Raw genomic sequence first — 16,276 nt, 5'->3', positions numbered from 1 at the left:
CTCATGCCAGGGTAAGTCCCCCGGCACGCAACGGCTCCGCGCCTTGCAGGAAATAGCGGCGCGCGATCGCTTCCGACAGCAGGCCCAGCCGCCGCTCGACATCGCCCAGCGTATCGGCGTCGAGCGTGCGGGCATCCGCCGTTTCCAGCGCGGCGCGGATGGCGATGGCCTGGGCCTGTTGCGGCTCGGCCATGTCGTCGTCGGACAGGACGGGCAGGCGCGACAGGCAGTCGGCGATGCGCGCGGTCTGATAGGCGAGCGCGCGCGGGTTGTTGGGATCGAGCGCGACCAGATCGACCACCGCGACGCGCGCCAGGCCGGTCGGATAACGCTGGCGATAGCTGATCTGGCTGTTGGCGAGGTCGAGCAGGGTGGACAGGTCGTCCGCCGACGCCCCCGCCATGCCGAACAGCCGCGTCGCGCGCGCCACTGCCACCGCCCGCTCGACTCGGCGACCGAGGTCGTGGAAGCGCCAGGCGGTGGTGCGCACCATATGCTCGGCCGACAGCCCGGCGATCGCGGCATAGCGGCGTTGCAGCGATCCCGCCCGGTCGAGCATCCCGGCATGGCTGGGGAAGGGGGCTTCCAGCAGCCGCACCATGTCGGCGGACAGGCGGTCGCGCGACCCTTCGCTGATCCCGCGCGCCAGCCGGTTGATGCGGGCGACCGAATGAAAGCCCTCATCCTCCATCGCCGTGCGGGCGAACTGGGTGAGCGCGGCGCGGTGCAGGCTGTCGGGATGCGGGGCCGCGCCGCCGCCGGTGATGAGGCCGACCAGGCGCCCGACCGTGCGCGGGTCGAGTGCGGCGCCGCCATCGACGTCGATCGAATTGCCCAGCATCACGCGGATCGCCGCGAGCAGCGCTTCGCCCCGCTCCAGATAGCGGCCCAGCCAATAGAAATTGTCTGCCACCCGGCTGGGCAAAGTCCCCGGATTGCGCCGGACATGCAGCGAATCGGGGTCGGCGAGCAGTGACATGGGCGTCACAGGCTCCGGCCCATGGACGCAGACATCGGCGGACCACAGCCCTTCGCCGATCATCGCCGCGGTCGCCTCGGGATGGTCGCCGATCCGGCCGAAGCCGCCGGGCATGACGGTCCACCGCCCCTCGCCGTCACGCGCGGCAAAGACGCGCAAGGTGAAGGGGCGCGGCTCCAGCCGGTCGCCGATGACGACGGGCATGGTCGACAGGCGCACCATCTCCTGCCCGACATAATCCTGCGGCCGTTTCGCCATGTCGGTCAGCAGCGTGGCGCGCTCCTCGGCCGACAGGCTCGCGCCCGTGCGAGCGCCATCTGGCAGGCCCAGCGGGCGGGGGCCGAAGGCGGGCGCGATCAGCAGCGTGTCGAGATGCTCGGCGACGTGTGCGGCCTGGCGCGGACCACCGCACCACCAGGTCGCGATATTGGGCAGCATCAGCGGCACACCCGCCAGTGCCTGTGCCAGCGCGGGCAGGAAGGCGGAGACGGCGGGGCTCTCCAGCACGCCCGCGCCCGGCGCATTGGCGATCACCACCTGCCCCTCGACATAGGCGTCGATCAGGCCGGGCACACCGATCTGCGAATGGCTGTCAAAGGCCAGCGGGTCGAGCATCCGGGGGTCGAGCCGCCGCCACAGCGCGTCGATCCGCTTCAGTCCCGCGACGGTGCGGACATAGACCTGCCCCTCGATCGCGGCGAGGTCCGCGCCCTCGACCAGCAACAGGCCGAGATAGCGCGCCAGATGCGCCTGTTCCGGGTAGCTCGGGTTGAACCGGCCCGGCGTCAGCAGGCCGATACGCGGATCGGTGCGGCGGCATTGTGCGGCCAGCCCGGCGCGGAAGGCGGCGAAGAAGGGCGCGTGGCGCTGCACGTTCAGCCGGTTCTGCAAGCCGCCCAGCGTCCGGCTGACCGCCAGCCGGTTCTCCAGCGCATAGCCAGCGCCCGCCGGGTTGCGCAGATGATCGGCCAGCACGCGCCACTCGCCGTCCGGCCCGCGCGCCAGGTCGAAGGCGACGAAGCTCAGATGATGGCCGCCGGGCGGCGTCACGCCGACCATGGGCCGCAGGAAATAGGGGCTGCCGGTCGCCAGTGCGGCGGGGATGAGCCCTTCCGCCACGAGCCGACCGGGGCCGTAAAGATCGGCGAGGATCGTCTCCAGCAGCGCGGCGCGCTGCATCACGCCCGCCTCGATCCCCGCCCATTCCCGCGTATCGATCAGCAGGGGGACGGGCGAGACCGGCCAGGGCCGCTCGTCGGTTTCGCCGATGATGCGAAAGCCGGTGCCGATATCGGCGGCGTGGCGCTGCACCCGCTCGCGCGCATGGGCCAGGTTGCTGGCGACGGCGGCCAGTTCCTCCAGCATGGCGGGCCAGGCCGGGTCGCCGGACCGCGCCAGCACGTCCGCGCCGGGGGCGGCCGCGCGATAGGCGTCGATCCAGGCGGCGGCCTGCGCGGGGCTATCCTCGGAGGGGTCCATCGGCGGGGAAAATCGCCGGATCGGCCCAAGGTTGCAACAGGCGATTAGAGATCGGGCAGGATTTGATCCGCGACACCCCAGCCGCGCAACGCCGCACCGCCCGCGCGCGTCGCCAGTTCCCCGGCATCGCGGATCGTCCAGCGCGCCGCCGTGTCGATGCCGTCCAGCTCGCGCCACGCCACCGGGGCCGCGACCGGCGCGCCCGATCTCGCCCGCGCCGAATAGGGCATGACGGCCGTCGCACCGCGCTGGTTGCGCAGCCAGTCGATGAAGATTCGGCCCTTGCGCCTGGCCTTGGTCGCCACCGCGACGAAGCGGTCGGGATCGCTCTTTGCCAGTGCCTTGGCGAAGCGTTCGGCGAAATCCGACACGGCGGGCCATTCGGCGTTCGGGGTCAGCGGTACGACGACATGCACGCCTTTGCCGCCCGACAGCATGGCAAAGCTGGTCAGGCCCAGTTCGGCGAGCTGGTCATGGATATGCACGGCGGCGCGTTTCACATCGTCGAAGGTCACGGACGGGTCGGGGTCGAGGTCGAAGATCATCCGGTCGGGCTGTTCCAGCGTGGCGATGGAGGAGCCCCAGCCGTGAAACTCGATCGAGCCCATCTGGATACAGGCGCGCAGGCCCTCCGCATCCTCGATATAGAGATAGGGTTCGGTGCCGCCGTCCTTTTCCCGGATCGGCACCGAATGGACATGCGGTCCGAAACTGCCCGCGTCATGCTTCTGGAAGAAGCATGCCCGCGCCCGCCCCTGCGGACAGCGGACCAGGCTGACCGGTCGGCGCGCGACCCAGGGCAGCATCAGCGGGGCGACCGCCGCGACATAATCGGCGAGATTGCCCTTGGTCAGGTCGCCGTCGGGAAAGATCACCCGTTCGGGATGGGTGATGGCGATGTCGCTCTCCTCGGCCGAAGGCGCGGGGGCGGGGCGTTCCTCGACCACCTGATCAGCGGGCTTGTCCTCGCGAAGGCCGATGAAGCTGGGATGGCGGAGCAGGCCGTCGGGCGTCGTCTCGGTAAAGGCGATCTCGGCGACCAGATCGGGGCGCACCCATTTCGCGCCGCGTACCATCGCGCGCGGCGCCTCGACGGGGGCGGTCTTGCGGGGGCGGGCGTCGAGCAAGGTGCGCAACTCGGCCATGCGGTCTTGCGTAAAGCCGGTGCCGACCTTGCCGACATAGGCCAGCTTGCCGCCGCGGTTCACGCCCAGCAGCAGCGATTTCAATCCCCGCCGCGCCTTGTCGGACGGCAGCCAGCCGACGATCACGAACTCCTGCCGCTTCAGGCATTTGATCTTCAGCCAGTCGCGGCTACGCGCCGATGGGTAACGACTGTCGGCGCGTTTGGAGACGACGCCTTCCAGCCCCTCGGCACACAGTTTGTCGAACAGCGCCTCGCCCGAGCCGGTGACGTGTTCGGCGAACTGGATAACCTCGTCGCCCTTGGGGACGATGCCGCGCAGCCGTTCCTTGCGCTGGACCAGCGGCAGGCCGGTCACATCCTCGCCGTCCAGTGAGAGGAGGTCGAAGGCGAACAGGCTCATCGGCTTGGTCGTGCCGATCGCATCCTTCAGCGTCGAGAAGTCGGGGCGTCCGTCCTTGAACGCGACGATCTCTCCGTCGATCATCGCGCTGGCGACGGGCAGGTCGGCGGCGGCCGCCACGATGCCGGGAAACTTCTCGCTCCAGTCCAGCCCGCTGCGGGTGAAGACCCGCGCCTTTCCCCCGCCGACCGCGATCAGCGCGCGGTAGCCGTCATATTTGATCTCATGCAGCCAACCATTTCCGGCCGGGACCTGATCGACCAAAGTACAGAGCGCCGGGGGCCGAAATTCGGGCATCGTGCCCGCTTTCGTCTTGGCCTTCGTTTTCGCACTGCCCGGCCGCGCCTTCGCTACCTTGGCGGACCTTGGCTTCGCCGCTTTCCCTTCGGCGATCTGCGCCATGGTCCGTCCGGTCGACACGCTGGTCAGCGCCTGATCGGTCAGCGTGTCGGTGCCCCCGGCCTGGGCGTCGGCGACCTTGCGCAGCAGCCAGTTCTCGCGCTTTTCCTTGCCCCGTGGCTTCATGCGGACGAGCAGCCATTCGCCCTTCATCCGCTCGCCATCGAGGATGAAGTGGAGATGCCCGTCCTCCAGATCCTTCGCGCTCTTGCCCGCGACCGGCGACCAGGTGCCGCGATCCCACAGCATCACCGTGCCGCCGCCATATTCGCCCGCCGGAATGGTCCCCTCGAACGTCGCATAGGAGAGCGGATGATCCTCGGTCCGTACCGCCAGCCGCTTTTCGTCGGGGTCCAGGCTCGGCCCGCGCGTGACCGCCCAGCTTTTGAGCACGCCGTCCACCTCCAGTCGGAAGTCCCAGTGGAGCCGGGTTGCGTCATGCTTCTGCACGATGAAGCTGTTGCCCTTGCCCGGCGCCAGCGTCCCCGCCGGTTCAGCGGTGCGGGTGAAGTCGCGCTTGGCGTTATAGCGTTCGAGCGGATCAGCCATGTTTGCGCGCCGGGGCTTTGCGGGTGGTCTTTTTCGCAGGCGTCTTGCGGGCCGTCTTGGCCGGAGCCTTGCGGGATCGGCTGCGCGTCTCGCCCGTCTCCATCGACTGTTTGAGTGCCGCCATCAGGTCGGCGACATTGCCGCTCGACTTGGGCGTTGCGTCCTCCTCGTCCTCGATGACCTTCTTGCCCTTGGCCTTGCGCTTGCGTTCGATCAGGCGGTGTAGCGCCTCGACATAATGATCGTGGAATTGCTTGGGGTCGAAGGGGCCGGACTTCTTCTCGATCAACGCCTCGGCCAGATCGAGCAGCTCGGCATCGGGCTTGGCATCACCGATATCGCTGAAATAGGCTTGTGCCTTGTTCACCTCGTCGGCGTAGCGCAGCGTCTCCAGGATCAGCCCGCGCCCGCAGGGCCGCAGGCTGACGATATATTCGCGGCCCCGCAGCGCCAGCTGGCCCAACCCGACCTTGCCCGTCCGCTTCAACGCCTCGCGCAGGACGATAAAGGCTTCCTCGGCCAGATCGTCGGCGGGCACGACGAAATAGGGGCGCTCATAGTAAAGGACGTTGATCTCGCCCGCATCGACGAAGCGGGTCAGCTCCAACGTCTTCTTCGACTCCAGCTTGACCGCGTCGATCTCGTCCTGGTCGAGCAGGACGTAATCGCCCTTGGCGACCTGATAGCCCTTCACGATCTCGTCGGTGTCGACCGGGCCGATGTCGTTGACGACCTTTTCGTAATGGATCGGCTTGCCGCTGGGTTCGTGGATCTGCTTGAACTGGATGGTCGCGCCGCTTTTGGTCGCCGGATAGATCTCGACCGGGATCGACACGAGCGCGAGGCGTATCTGGCCCTGCCAGTAAGCGCGTGCGGGCATTGGGGAAATCTCCGTTGCGTAATCCCTCCAATGACGGACTCAGCGTTTCCGTTCCCGACATTGGTTTTCCGACCCCACAGGCGTATGGGCGGGCGCATGGCTGACGATCCCTTTGCCCTGTTCGATGCGTGGCTTGCCGAGGCGCGGGCGAGCGAAATCAACGATTACAACGCGATGGCGCTGGCGACGGTGGATGCGCGCCTGCAACCCTCGGTGCGCATGGTCCTGCTGAAGGGCCATGACCGCCGCGGATTCGTGTTCTACACCAACCGCGAGAGCCGCAAGGCGCAGGACCTGGGCGAGGGCAGCAACGCCGCGCTTCTCTTCCACTGGAAATCGCTGCGCCGCCAGATCCGCATCGAGGGGCCGGTGTCGCGCGTCGACGATGCCGAATCGGACGCCTATTTCGCCAGCCGGGGCCGCGACTCGCAGCTGGGCGCCTGGGCCTCGGACCAGTCGCGCCCGCTCGACGCGCGCGAGACGTTCGAGGCGCGCTTCGAGGAGATGCGCGCCCGCTTCGAGGGCGGCGACGTGCCGCGCCCGCCGCATTGGGGCGGATACCGCGTGACCCCGCAGCGGATCGAGTTCTGGCTCGACCGCGAACACCGGCTGCACGAGCGACGGGTCTTCACCCGCACCGGCGAACATGGCTGGGACGAGGGATTGCTGTTCCCGTGACCCAGGACGAACGCAAGAAGGTCATCCCGCTGGCGACCAAGGCGGCGCTGGCCAGCGTCGCAATGGCGCTGTTCCTGCTGGCGCTGAAGGGGTTCGCCGCGTGGCGGACGGGCTCGGTCGCGATGCTGGGGTCGCTCGCCGACACCGCGCTCGACCTGCTGGCCAGCCTGGTGACGCTGTACGGCGTGCGACTGGCGGCGACCCCGGCCGACCACGACCACCGTTTCGGGCACGGAAAGGCGGAGGCGCTGGCGGCCTTGTTCCAGGTCGCGCTGATCACCGCCTCGGCGGCGGGGATCGCCTGGCGCGCGGTCATGGCGCTGGGCGCGGACAATCCGACCAGCGACGCGGAATTCGGCATCGGCGTGTCGGTGATCGCGATCCTGGCGACCATCGTCCTGCTCGCCTATCAGCGCAGCGTGATCCGTCGCACCGGTTCGGTCGCGATCCTGGCCGACAATGTCCACTACCAGTCCGACGTGCTGCTCAACGGATCGGTCATCATCGCGATGGTGCTGGACCAGTATTTCGGCTGGCACGGCGCGGACCCGGTCTTCGGCATCGCCATCGCCGTGTGGCTGGCCTGGGGCGCGTTCCAGGCATCCTCGACCGCGATCGATCAGCTGATGGACAAGGAATGGTCCGACGACCAGCGCGCCGCCTTTCTCGACGTCGCCGCGCGCCAGCCGGGGCTGAAGGGCATTCACGACTTCCGCACCCGCCGCTCGGGCAGCCACGATTTCGCGCAATTCCATATGGAGGTCGACCGCGACATGACGGTCGCCGCCGCGCATGACGTGGTCGAGGGCGTCGAGTGCGCGCTGCGCCGCGCCTTCCCCAAGGTCGAGGTGCTGATCCATCTCGATCCCGAAGGCCATGTCGACACCGACAATCCGCTGGTCGAGGCGGACGTGACCCCCCACTGGTTCGGCAAGCGGGTAGGCTATTGATGCGCATACCCTTCACCCAGGTCGATGCCTTTGCCGATGCCGCGTTCGGCGGCAATCCGGCGGCGGTGATGATGCTGTCGTCCTGGCCGGGCGACGCCACGCTGCTGGCGATCGCGCAGGAGAACAACCTGTCCGAAACCGCCTTCCTGGTGCCGATGGACGGCGGTGAAGCGGATTTCGAGCTGCGCTGGTTTACGCCGGGCGACGAGGTCGAGATGTGCGGTCATGCCACGCTGGCGAGCGGACATGTCGTGCTGTTGTCGGATACGACGCGCGAACGGGTGCGGTTCGCGACGCGCCATGCCGGGGTTTTGGAGGTGGCACGCGACGGGCTGGGCTACAGCATGTCCTTGCCGGAGCGCTCACCGTCGCCCGAGGCGCTGCCGGGGGTGGTCGAGGCGCTGGGTGTGGACGGCGTGGTCGAGACGCTGCGCCATCCGGCGGGCTATGTGGTCGTGGTCGTCGACGATGCGGCGACGGTACGCAACTGCACGCCGGACTTTACCGCACTGGCCAAGGCCGGGCGTTATGTCGTCATCCTGACCGCGCGTGGCGGGGCGGGGGAGGCCGATGTGGTGAGCCGCGTCTTCGTGCCCGCCTTCGCCATCGACGAGGACCCGGTGACGGGCGCGGCGCATGCGGTGCTGACGCCCTATTGGACGCAGAAGCTGGGGCGCGAGTCCTTCGTGGCGGAGCAGGCCAGTGCGCGGGGCGGACGGTTGAGCTGTCGGTTGGCGGGTGACCGGGTGATCCTGGGCGGTGGATGCGTCACGGTGATCGAGGGGACGTTCCTGCTGCCGTGAAGGTTTCGCCTTCACTCAACCTAAAAGACAGTTTTAAAAATGCAGCCGTACCCCGGCGAAGGCCGGGGCCCAGGCTCCACCAAGTCGGTGGCGCGCTATTCGATGCGGGGGAGGCAAAGGCGTCCCACCTGCGATAGCGCACCGCAACTGGACCCCGGCCTTCGCCGGGGTACGGCAAGGATTTGCCAGGTCGGCGTTTTGAAACGCGGCCTCACTCCGCCGCCAGCAACGTCTCCGCCGCCTGCAGATCCACCGACACCAGCCGGCTGACCCCGCGCTCGATCATCGTCACGCCGAACAGCCGGTGCATCCGGCTCATCGTCACCGCATTGTGCGTCACGATCAGATAGCGCGTATCCGTCTCGCGCGTCATCCGGTCGAGCAGGCCGCAGAACCGGTCGATATTGGCATCGTCCAGCGGCGCATCGACCTCGTCCAGCACGCAGATCGGCGCCGGATTGGTCAGGAACAGGCCGAAGATCAGCGCCACCGCGGTCAGCGCCTGCTCGCCCCCCGACAAGAGCGTAAGCGACTGGAGCCGCTTGCCCGGCGGCTGCGCCATGATCTCCAGCCCCGCCTCCAGCGGATCGTCCGAGTCGATCAGCGCCAGATGCGCCGAGCCGCCGTCGAACAGCGTCGCGAACAAGGTCTGGAAATGACCGTTCACCGCCTCGAACGCCTCCAGCAGCCGCTGCCGCCCTTCGCGGTTGAGCAGTCCGATCGAGCTGCGCAGGCGCGCCACCGCCTGCACCAGATCCTCGCGCTCGGCGGCGCTGGCCGCACCGCTTGCCTCCAGATCGGCCAGTTCCTGTTCGGCGACTAGATTGACCGGGCCGATGCGTTCGCGGTCGGCGGACAGCTTGTCATGCGCGGCCGCCTCGGCCTGGGGCGAGCCGACGCTGGCGCTGTCGAAGGCCAGTTTCTCAGGGAGAACCGGCGCGGGGCAGGCGAAGCGTTCGCCCGACACACGGCCCAGCTCGACCCGGCGGAGTTCGTGATTCTCGACCCGCGCCAGCGCGCCCGCGCGCGCCTCCCGCGCGGCGGACAACAGCGCATGGGTCTCGGCATGCGCGGCCTCGATGGCACGCAGCGCGCGTTCGGCGTCGGCTTCCTCGATCTGGGTGCGCTCCGCCTCGGCCTTGGCGGTGTCATGCGCGGCAGCGAGCCGGGCGATCTCCTCGGCGAGCAGGCTGGGCTGATCGGCCAGCGCGGCGGCGTCGCGGTCGAGCGTCGCGGCGCGGTCGTCCATCTCGGCGATCCGGCCCGCCGCCTGGCCCGCACGCTGGTCCCAGCCCTGCGCCTCGGCCATCGCGGCGGACAGCCGGTCGCGAGTCTGGGTCAGGCTGCGCTCCAGCGTCGTCCGCTCCGACCGGGCCAGCGCCACCGCCGAGCGCGCCAGCTGTGTCTCCTGCTGGAGCCGCGCCGTCTCCGCCGCACTTGCCGTGCCATCGGGCAGTCCGGCCAGCGTCGCCTGGGCGCGGTCGCATTCGGCCAGCGCCTCGTCCATCTCGGCGGCGATGCGTTCGGCACGGGCGGCGAGGTCGGTGCGCTGGGCGGATAGTCGCTCGATCACCGCCTGTGCCCGATCCTCGGCGCGCTGGGCATCGCGCAAGGATGCTTCGGCGGTGGCGTGGAGGTTCCGCGCGCTGGCGGCGGCGGCACGGGCGCGGGCGATCCGGTCCTCGATCGCGGCGCGCGCCTCGGTCGCGGTCTGCACCGCCGCCTCGGCCGCCGGACGTTCGGCCTCCAGCGCGGCGAGCCGGTTGCGCCGTTCCATCCGCTCCGCCGCCGCCGCTCCGCCGCCCTCGCCGATATAGCCGTCCCAGCGCCGCAGCCGCCCCTCACGCGTGACCAGCCGCTGCCCGACGCTCAGATGCTGGCCCGAATCCGCCTCGACCAGGAAAATCTGCGACAGCCGCCGGGCAAGCGTCGGCGGCGCCTTGATCCGCTCACCCAGCCTCAGCGTGCCGACCGGCGCAGCGGGGTCGTCGGGCGCAACGGGGGAGCCATGCCAGTCGACCAGCGGCGTCTCCAGCTCGTCGCCCAGCGCGGCCGCCAGCGCGCGTTCGAACCCCGGCTCGGCCTGCACCTCGTCGAGCAGTCGGTCGCCGCCCTTGCTCGCCGTCGCACGGGTCAGCGTCGCAGCCTCGGCCTCCAGCGCGGCAAGGGCGGCGATGGCGCGGGCGCGGGCTCCCTCGGCGGAATCGCGTTCGCCGGTCGCGGTCAGTTCGCTTTCCTCGGCCCAGCCCAAAGCCGCGCGCGCCTTGTCCGCATCGACCTTGGCGGCGGCCTGGGTTGCGATGGCCGCTTCGCGCGCCGCCTCCTGCTCGGCCATGTCGGGCAGCGCCTCGATCGCGGAGGCGACCGCGCGGGCATCGCGTTCGGCACGGGCATGGCGGGCGCGGGCGGCGGTCAGCGCCGCCTCCGCGATGCGGCGCTCGGCGGCTTCCGCAGCCTGGGCCGACAAAGCGCGGGCCAGCGCGACCTCGGCATTGCGGTTCTTCGTCTCCGCTTCGGCCAGCAGCGCGTCGAGCCGGGGCATGGCCTGCACCGCATGGGCGATGCGCGCCTCCAGATCCTCGCACTCCTCGGCCAGCCGCCGGATCGCGGCGGCCGCGTCGTGCGCCAGCGCATCCTCGCGCGCGCGGTCTTCGTCGATGCGGGTACGCGCGGCGGCCAGTTCCTCGATCCGCCGTTGCAGCCCATGGCGGCGGTCGCGAGTGCGCGACAGGGCATGGCCCGCCTCGCTCAGCGTATCGCGCGCGGCGAGCGAGGCGGCGCGGGTCCGGGCGGCGCGCGCTACCGCCTGTTCCTGCGCGGCGGCGGCTTCGCGCTCGGCGGCGGTGGTTTCGGTGACGCGGCGCTCGGCGGCCTCCGCCTCGATCTTGGCCGCGCCCGCCGCCTCGGCCGCGTCGCGCCAGCGGGCGAAGATCATCCGCGCCTCGGCCACCCGGATCTGGTCGGAGAGCAGGCGATAGCGCTCCGCCGCGCGTGCCTGTCGCCGCAACGTCGCGATGCGGGCGTCCTGGTCGGCGATCGCCTCGTCCAGCCGGGTCAGGTTCGTCTCGGTCGCGCGCAGCTTGGTCTCGGCATCGCGGCGGCGGACATGGAGCCCGGCGATTCCGGCCGCTTCCTCCAGCATTGCGCGGCGCTCGGCGGGCTTGGCGGCGATGACCGCGCCGATCCGGTTCTGGCTGACCAGTGCTGGCGAATGCGCGCCGGTCGCGGCGTCGGCGAAGAGCAGCGCCACGTCCTTGGCGCGCACGTCGCGCCCGTCGATCCGATAGGCCGAGCCCGCGCCGCGTTCGATCCGGCGGACGATCTCGGTCTCGTCCCCCTCGCGCTCGGCCAGGATCGTGACCTCGGCAAAGTCGCGCGGCGGGCGGGTGGCGGTCCCTGCGAAGATCACGTCTTCCATGCCCGCGCCGCGCATCGACCGTGCGCTGTTCTCACCCATCGTCCAGCGCAGCGCTTCGAGCAGGTTGGACTTGCCGCAGCCATTGGGCCCGACAACGCCGGTCAGCCCCGGTTCGATGACCAGATCGGCCGGATCGACGAAGCTCTTGAAACCCGAAATGCGAAGCCGCTTGATCTGCACGGACCCGGTCGCCGCTCCCCCGATGCGCTGTGGTTAACCGATAGCGAATGGGGGCAGGATGTCGAGGGAAGGATTGTGATACCGCCGACGTGAACAGGACCTTGATCGCGTGGTATCGCGGGTCGCTCATGAGGGGGGGCATTCGCCCAAGCGATCGACAAGCGCCATATTCGGCCACTTTCCTTACCCGGCAAACAACGTCATGATGCTGACCGCCGTCCGTCAGATGGAGTGCTTATGCAATTGATCCATAACCTACGGGGGAGCAATTCCCGGGCATTGCGGAATTCCGTCTGGGCGCTGCTGACGTGCGTGCTTCTCGCACCGGCCCTGGCAATGCCGTTTACCAGTGAGGTCGATTGGAGCCTGGTCGACTTCGTGTTTGCCGCCATATTGCTCGGGACGATCGGCGTTGCCTGCGAATGCGCCCCGCGCCTGTCGGCTCCCCTGGCGGTCCGTGCCCTGATCGTGATCGGAACAGTGGCAGTGGTGTGCACGATATGGGCCGATGCGGCGGTTGGCATCTTCGACTAGCCTCTGCCCGATATTCGGCAAGACCCGTCGTTCGACGGAGAGTTTTCCCGGCTTACCTGAATCGCTGCAATTCGAACGGCGACGTGGGAACGGGCGTCGACTCCCCAGCCACCATCGCCGCCACCAATTCGCCCGTAATCGGGGCGAGCGTCAGGCCCAGATGGTTGTGCCCGAACGCGTAGGATACGCCTCTGGTCCCCGGCACCCGCCCGATCGCGGGCAGGTAATCCGGCAGGGTCGGCCGCGCGCCCATCCAGGGGCTGGCATCCTCGCCGATCGGTAGGCCCAATGCCGCGATGTGGTGACGCAGGCGGTTCCACTTGGCGGGATCGGGCTTGGCCTCGGCACGGGCGAACTCGACGATGCTGGCGGCGCGCAGGCCGCCTGCGAAGCGGGTGACGATCATCGAGCGGTCCTCGAACACCACCGGCGGCAGGTCGGCGGGCCAGTCGACGTCGGGGCCGGTCTGGAGGTGATAGCCGCGCTCGGCGATGATCGGGGCCTTCAGGCCGAAGGGGCGGAGCAGCGCGGCGCTCGCCACGCCCGCCGTCACGACGATCTGGTCGGCGGTCAGTCGACGATGGTCGGTCAGGCGGACCTCGCCGTCGCCGATAGCCGCGACGCGCGCGATGAGGCGGGTGCCGCCATCTGCCAGAAAGCGCGCGGTCGTGGTTTCTGCCAGCCGGGTCGGATCGGCGATCTGGCCGCTGCCCTCGAAGCGGATGCCGCCTGCGATGGGCGCACGCACCCGGGCGCGCCAGTCCTGCAATTCCGCCTCGGTCAGCGGGCGGAAGCGCGCGGTGCCGGTGTCCGCCGCCTGCCAGTTGGCCAACCCGCGCGCGGCGCTCTCCGGCGTTTCCCACAGCACGACATGGCCGTCTGGGCGGAGCAGATCGGGCTCTCCGAGCGCGGCGACGTGCCGCTGCCACGCAGGCATGGCTTGGGCGAGCAGCGCAGCCAGCGCCTGATGCGATCGTTCGTACCGGGCGGGGCGCGCCGCTTTCAGCAGGCGGAGCGAGAAGGGCAGCCATGCCGCGATCTCACGCGGCGGCAGGGCAAGTGCGCCGCCGCGACAGAATAGCCGTTTGGCAAAACCGCGCACCATCGCGGGCGAGGCGATCGGCTCGGCCTGTTCGGTCGCGATATGGCCCGCATTGCCCCAGGACGCGGCGCGCGGAGTGTCCTCCGCCTCGATCAGCGTCACCGCCCAACCGGTGCGTTGCAGTGCGAGTGCGGTGGTGGTGCCGATGACGCCGCCGCCCACGACGATGGCGCTGCGACGATCCGAGGCTGAGGTGTGATTTTCCGGCTTGGGCATGACCCTGGTCATATCGTATACGGATTTTACAGCAAGGGAATCCCGATGACGTCACCCACGATCCGCCATACCTTTTTCTGCATCGACGGCCATACGGCGGGCAATCCCGTCCGGCTGGTCGCGGGCGGCGCGCCGCTGCTGCGCGGGTCCAGCATGGCCGAGCGGCGGCTGGATTTTCTGGAGCGGTTCGACTGGATCCGCACCGGCCTGTGCTTCGAGCCGCGCGGGCATGACATGATGTCGGGCGGCTTCCTCTATCCGCCGTGCGAGCCGGACAGCGACGCCGCGATCCTGTTCATCGAGACGAGCGGCTGCCTGCCCATGTGCGGGCATGGCACGATCGGCATGATCACCTTCGGCCTGGAAAACGGCCTGATCACCCCGCGCGAGCCGGGCAAGCTGAAGGTCGAGGTGCCTGCGGGCACCATTCACATCGAATATGAGAAGGACGGCGCGAAGGTCACCGCCGTTCGTATCCGCAACGTCCCCGCCTATCTGGCGGCCGAGGGGATTGCAATCGACGTGCCGGGCTTCGGTCCGCTGACGCTGGATGTCGCCTATGGCGGCAACTATTATGCGATCATCGAGCCGCAGGGGGCCTATACCGGGCTGGACGATCTAGGTGCGTCGAAGCTGGTCGAACTGAGCCGCACGATCCGCGAGCTGGTGCGCGAGAAGTTCGAGCCGGTGCACCCGCTCGAACCCTCGATCCGGGGGGTCAGCCATGTGTTGTGGGCCGACAAGCCCTCGGCGGAGGATGCCGACGGCCGCAACGCGGTCTTCTATGGCGAGCGGGCGATCGACCGGAGCCCGTGCGGCACCGGCACCTCGGCGCGGCTGGCCCATCTGGCGGCGAAGGGGCGGCTCAAGGTCGGCGACCGCTTCGTGCATGAAAGCTATATCCGCAGCCGTTTCATCGGTCGGGTCGAGGAAGCGACCGAACTGGGCGGGCAGGCGGCGATCGTGCCGTCGATCCAGGGCTCGGCCGTATCGACCGGCTACAACACGATCTGGATCGACCGCGAGGACCCGTTCTGGGCGGGGTTCACGGTGGTATAAGGCCGTCGTTCCACGCGAAGCCGCGAAGGAGAAGAGGTTCGCGCGGAGGCGCGGAGACGCGGAGGGTCGGGACTTGCCGCGCCAGCGGCCCTGTCATCTCCACCTGTCGACGATGTCCAAGCGCCGCCGCGCGGGCTGTCATCTCCGCGCCTCCGCGTCTCCGCGCGAACCTCTTCGCGGCTTCGCGTGAACCTGCCCCGGCCTTTGCCGGGGCGATCCTTCATCCCAGATCGTCGATCGCTGGCTGGGGCTGGGTGAACCAGGCGGCGCCCGTCTCGGTGACGTGGAAATGATCCTCCAGCCGCACGCCGAAGCGGTCGGGCACGACGATCATCGGCTCGTTGGAGAAGCACATGCCCGGCGTCAGCGGGGTCTTGTCGCCGCGCACCAGATAGGCGGGTTCGTGGATCGACAGGCCGATACCGTGGCCGATGCGATGCGGCAGGCCGGGCAGGCGATAGTCGGGGCCGAGGCCCGACCGCTCCAGCACAGCGCGCGCGGCGTAGTCGACCGCCTCGCACGGTTCGCCGGGCCGGACGGCGGCGAAGGCGGCGGCTTGCGCTTCCTTTTCGATGTCCCAGATGCGGCGAACCTCGTCACCGACCTCGCCGAACGCATAGGTGCGGGTGATGTCGCTGTGATAACCGTCGATCAGCGTGCCGGTGTCGACCAGCACCACGTCACCGTCGCGCAGCACATCGTCCTGCGGCAGGCCATGCGGGAATGCGGTCGAGCGGCCGAACTGCACCGCGCAAAAATAATTGCCGGTCGACGCACCCAGCGCGCGGTGCGCCTGGTCGATGAAGCGGATGACCTCCGACGCGCGGATGCCTTCGTGCAGAATGCGCGCGGCGCGACGATGCACCTCCAGCGTGATGTCCATCGCCTGTTGCATCAGTGCGATCTCGGCAGGCGACTTGATCATACGGCAGCCATCGACGACCGGCCCGGCATCGACCAAGGCAACGCCCGGCGCGGCGGCACGGATACGCTCGACGAACAGGAAGGCCATGGCGGGGTCGATCGCCAAGGTCTGGGCCCCCGCCGCCTTCAGCGCGTCGGCGACCAGCGCGGAGGGGCTTTCATCCTCTTCCCACAGGCGGATGTCGGTGGCGGGGATGGATAGGCTGGCCTCGAACGAGCCCAGTTCGAAGCCGGGGCAGATGAAGATCGGCTCGCCCGCGATCGGCAGCAGCATCGCCACCAGCCGCTCGGTCGCGCCCCAGGCGACGCCGGTGAAATAGCGCAAGGAGGCGCCTGCACCGATCAGCAGCGCGTCGGCGCCCATCTGGCCCATCCGTTCGCGCGCGCGCGTCAGCCGCTGCGCCCGTTCCTGTGCCGTGATGACCGGCGCGGGGTTCGCCCAGGGCGACAGGCTCGCCAGTTCGCGCTCCGCCGTCGATCCGCCGATCATTCCCGCCATGTCACTCGCTCCGTTTCGTATACGGTTGGCGTGTTAGCGCGCGTTGGCATGAGGCGCCAGACAGGGCGTGGGCTTCGACT

General features: G+C 69.3%; 11 protein-coding genes. 5 read left to right on the top strand and 6 right to left on the bottom strand.

Annotated features, from left to right (window positions below; genetic code table 11):
• Position 1 precedes the first annotated feature (1 nt).
• From ASF14_RS02305 to ku, 3 genes are read right to left on the bottom strand one after another with little or no spacing between them, the layout of a single operon-like run.
• Positions 2-2,458 carry a circularly permuted type 2 ATP-grasp protein gene (locus tag ASF14_RS02305; RefSeq protein ID WP_056430823.1) on the bottom strand — a complete coding sequence of 819 codons (2,457 nt, stop codon included), beginning with the start codon at positions 2,456-2,458 and terminating at the stop codon, positions 2-4.
• A gap of 44 nt (positions 2,459-2,502) precedes the next feature.
• Positions 2,503-4,953, bottom strand: a complete 2,451-nt coding sequence (gene ligD, locus ASF14_RS02300) for a DNA ligase D (RefSeq protein WP_056430818.1) — start codon at positions 4,951-4,953, stop codon at positions 2,503-2,505.
• Positions 4,946-5,833 carry a non-homologous end joining protein Ku gene (ku, locus tag ASF14_RS02295; RefSeq protein WP_056430815.1) on the bottom strand — a complete coding sequence of 296 codons (888 nt, stop codon included), beginning with the start codon at positions 5,831-5,833 and terminating at the stop codon, positions 4,946-4,948. The genes ligD and ku overlap by 8 nt, the downstream gene beginning before the upstream one ends.
• A gap of 96 nt (positions 5,834-5,929) precedes the next feature.
• Between ku and pdxH the strand changes: the two genes are divergently transcribed.
• From pdxH to ASF14_RS02280, 3 genes are read left to right on the top strand one after another with little or no spacing between them, the layout of a single operon-like run.
• Entirely contained in the window at positions 5,930-6,511 is a 582-nt protein-coding gene (gene pdxH, locus ASF14_RS02290) for a pyridoxamine 5'-phosphate oxidase (RefSeq protein ID WP_056431406.1), read from the top strand.
• Positions 6,508-7,461 carry a cation diffusion facilitator family transporter gene (locus ASF14_RS02285; protein ID WP_056430810.1) on the top strand — a complete coding sequence of 318 codons (954 nt, stop codon included), beginning with the start codon at positions 6,508-6,510 and terminating at the stop codon, positions 7,459-7,461. The genes pdxH and ASF14_RS02285 overlap by 4 nt, the downstream gene beginning before the upstream one ends.
• On the top strand, positions 7,461-8,264 hold the full coding sequence (locus ASF14_RS02280; protein ID WP_056430806.1) for a PhzF family phenazine biosynthesis protein: 804 nt from the start codon (positions 7,461-7,463) through the stop codon (positions 8,262-8,264). Before ASF14_RS02285 ends, ASF14_RS02280 begins: the two co-directional genes overlap by 1 nt.
• A 211-nt stretch (positions 8,265-8,475) precedes the next feature.
• Here ASF14_RS02280 and ASF14_RS02275 read toward each other — a convergent pair whose 3' ends face one another.
• Positions 8,476-11,862, bottom strand: a complete 3,387-nt coding sequence (locus ASF14_RS02275) for a chromosome segregation SMC family protein (RefSeq protein WP_056430803.1) — start codon at positions 11,860-11,862, stop codon at positions 8,476-8,478.
• A 336-nt stretch (positions 11,863-12,198) separates the two neighbouring features.
• Between ASF14_RS02275 and ASF14_RS02270 the strand changes: the two genes are divergently transcribed.
• Positions 12,199-12,396: a hypothetical protein gene (locus ASF14_RS02270; RefSeq protein ID WP_156360986.1), complete on the top strand. Its 198-nt coding sequence runs from the start codon at positions 12,199-12,201 to the stop codon at positions 12,394-12,396.
• A 52-nt stretch (positions 12,397-12,448) separates the two neighbouring features.
• Here ASF14_RS02270 and ASF14_RS02265 read toward each other — a convergent pair whose 3' ends face one another.
• Positions 12,449-13,714 carry an NAD(P)/FAD-dependent oxidoreductase gene (locus ASF14_RS02265; protein ID WP_056431402.1) on the bottom strand — a complete coding sequence of 422 codons (1,266 nt, stop codon included), beginning with the start codon at positions 13,712-13,714 and terminating at the stop codon, positions 12,449-12,451.
• Between the two features lie 45 nt (positions 13,715-13,759).
• Between ASF14_RS02265 and ASF14_RS02260 the strand changes: the two genes are divergently transcribed.
• Positions 13,760-14,773, top strand: coding sequence for a 4-hydroxyproline epimerase (locus ASF14_RS02260; RefSeq protein WP_201780518.1), 1,014 nt, complete (start codon positions 13,760-13,762; stop codon positions 14,771-14,773).
• 220 nt (positions 14,774-14,993) lie between these two features.
• Here ASF14_RS02260 and ASF14_RS02255 read toward each other — a convergent pair whose 3' ends face one another.
• Positions 14,994-16,196, bottom strand: coding sequence for a M24 family metallopeptidase (locus tag ASF14_RS02255; protein WP_056430798.1), 1,203 nt, complete (start codon positions 16,194-16,196; stop codon positions 14,994-14,996).
• Positions 16,197-16,276 lie beyond the last annotated feature (80 nt).

It is taken from the genome of Sphingomonas sp. Leaf257 (assembly GCF_001422185.1).
Classification (GTDB): Bacteria; Pseudomonadota; Alphaproteobacteria; order Sphingomonadales; family Sphingomonadaceae; genus Sphingomonas; species Sphingomonas yabuuchiae.
This window is presented reverse-complemented; position numbering and strand designations above follow the sequence as displayed.

Excerpts from the sequence above, each read along its gene's own strand:
- ASF14_RS02305 (WP_056430823.1), bottom strand. The coding sequence starts at position 2,458 with ATGGACCCCTCCGAGGATAGCCCCGCGCAGGCCGCCGCCTGGATCGAC.
- ligD (WP_056430818.1), bottom strand. The coding sequence starts at position 4,953 with ATGGCTGATCCGCTCGAACGCTATAACGCCAAGCGCGACTTCACCCGC.
- ku (WP_056430815.1), bottom strand. The coding sequence starts at position 5,833 with ATGCCCGCACGCGCTTACTGGCAGGGCCAGATACGCCTCGCGCTCGTG.
- pdxH (WP_056431406.1), top strand. The coding sequence starts at position 5,930 with ATGGCTGACGATCCCTTTGCCCTGTTCGATGCGTGGCTTGCCGAGGCG.
- ASF14_RS02280 (WP_056430806.1), top strand. The coding sequence starts at position 7,461 with ATGCGCATACCCTTCACCCAGGTCGATGCCTTTGCCGATGCCGCGTTC.
- ASF14_RS02270 (WP_156360986.1), top strand. The coding sequence starts at position 12,199 with ATGCCGTTTACCAGTGAGGTCGATTGGAGCCTGGTCGACTTCGTGTTT.
- ASF14_RS02265 (WP_056431402.1), bottom strand. The coding sequence starts at position 13,714 with ATGCCCAAGCCGGAAAATCACACCTCAGCCTCGGATCGTCGCAGCGCC.
- ASF14_RS02260 (WP_201780518.1), top strand. The coding sequence starts at position 13,760 with ATGACGTCACCCACGATCCGCCATACCTTTTTCTGCATCGACGGCCAT.
- ASF14_RS02255 (WP_056430798.1), bottom strand. The coding sequence starts at position 16,196 with ATGGCGGGAATGATCGGCGGATCGACGGCGGAGCGCGAACTGGCGAGC.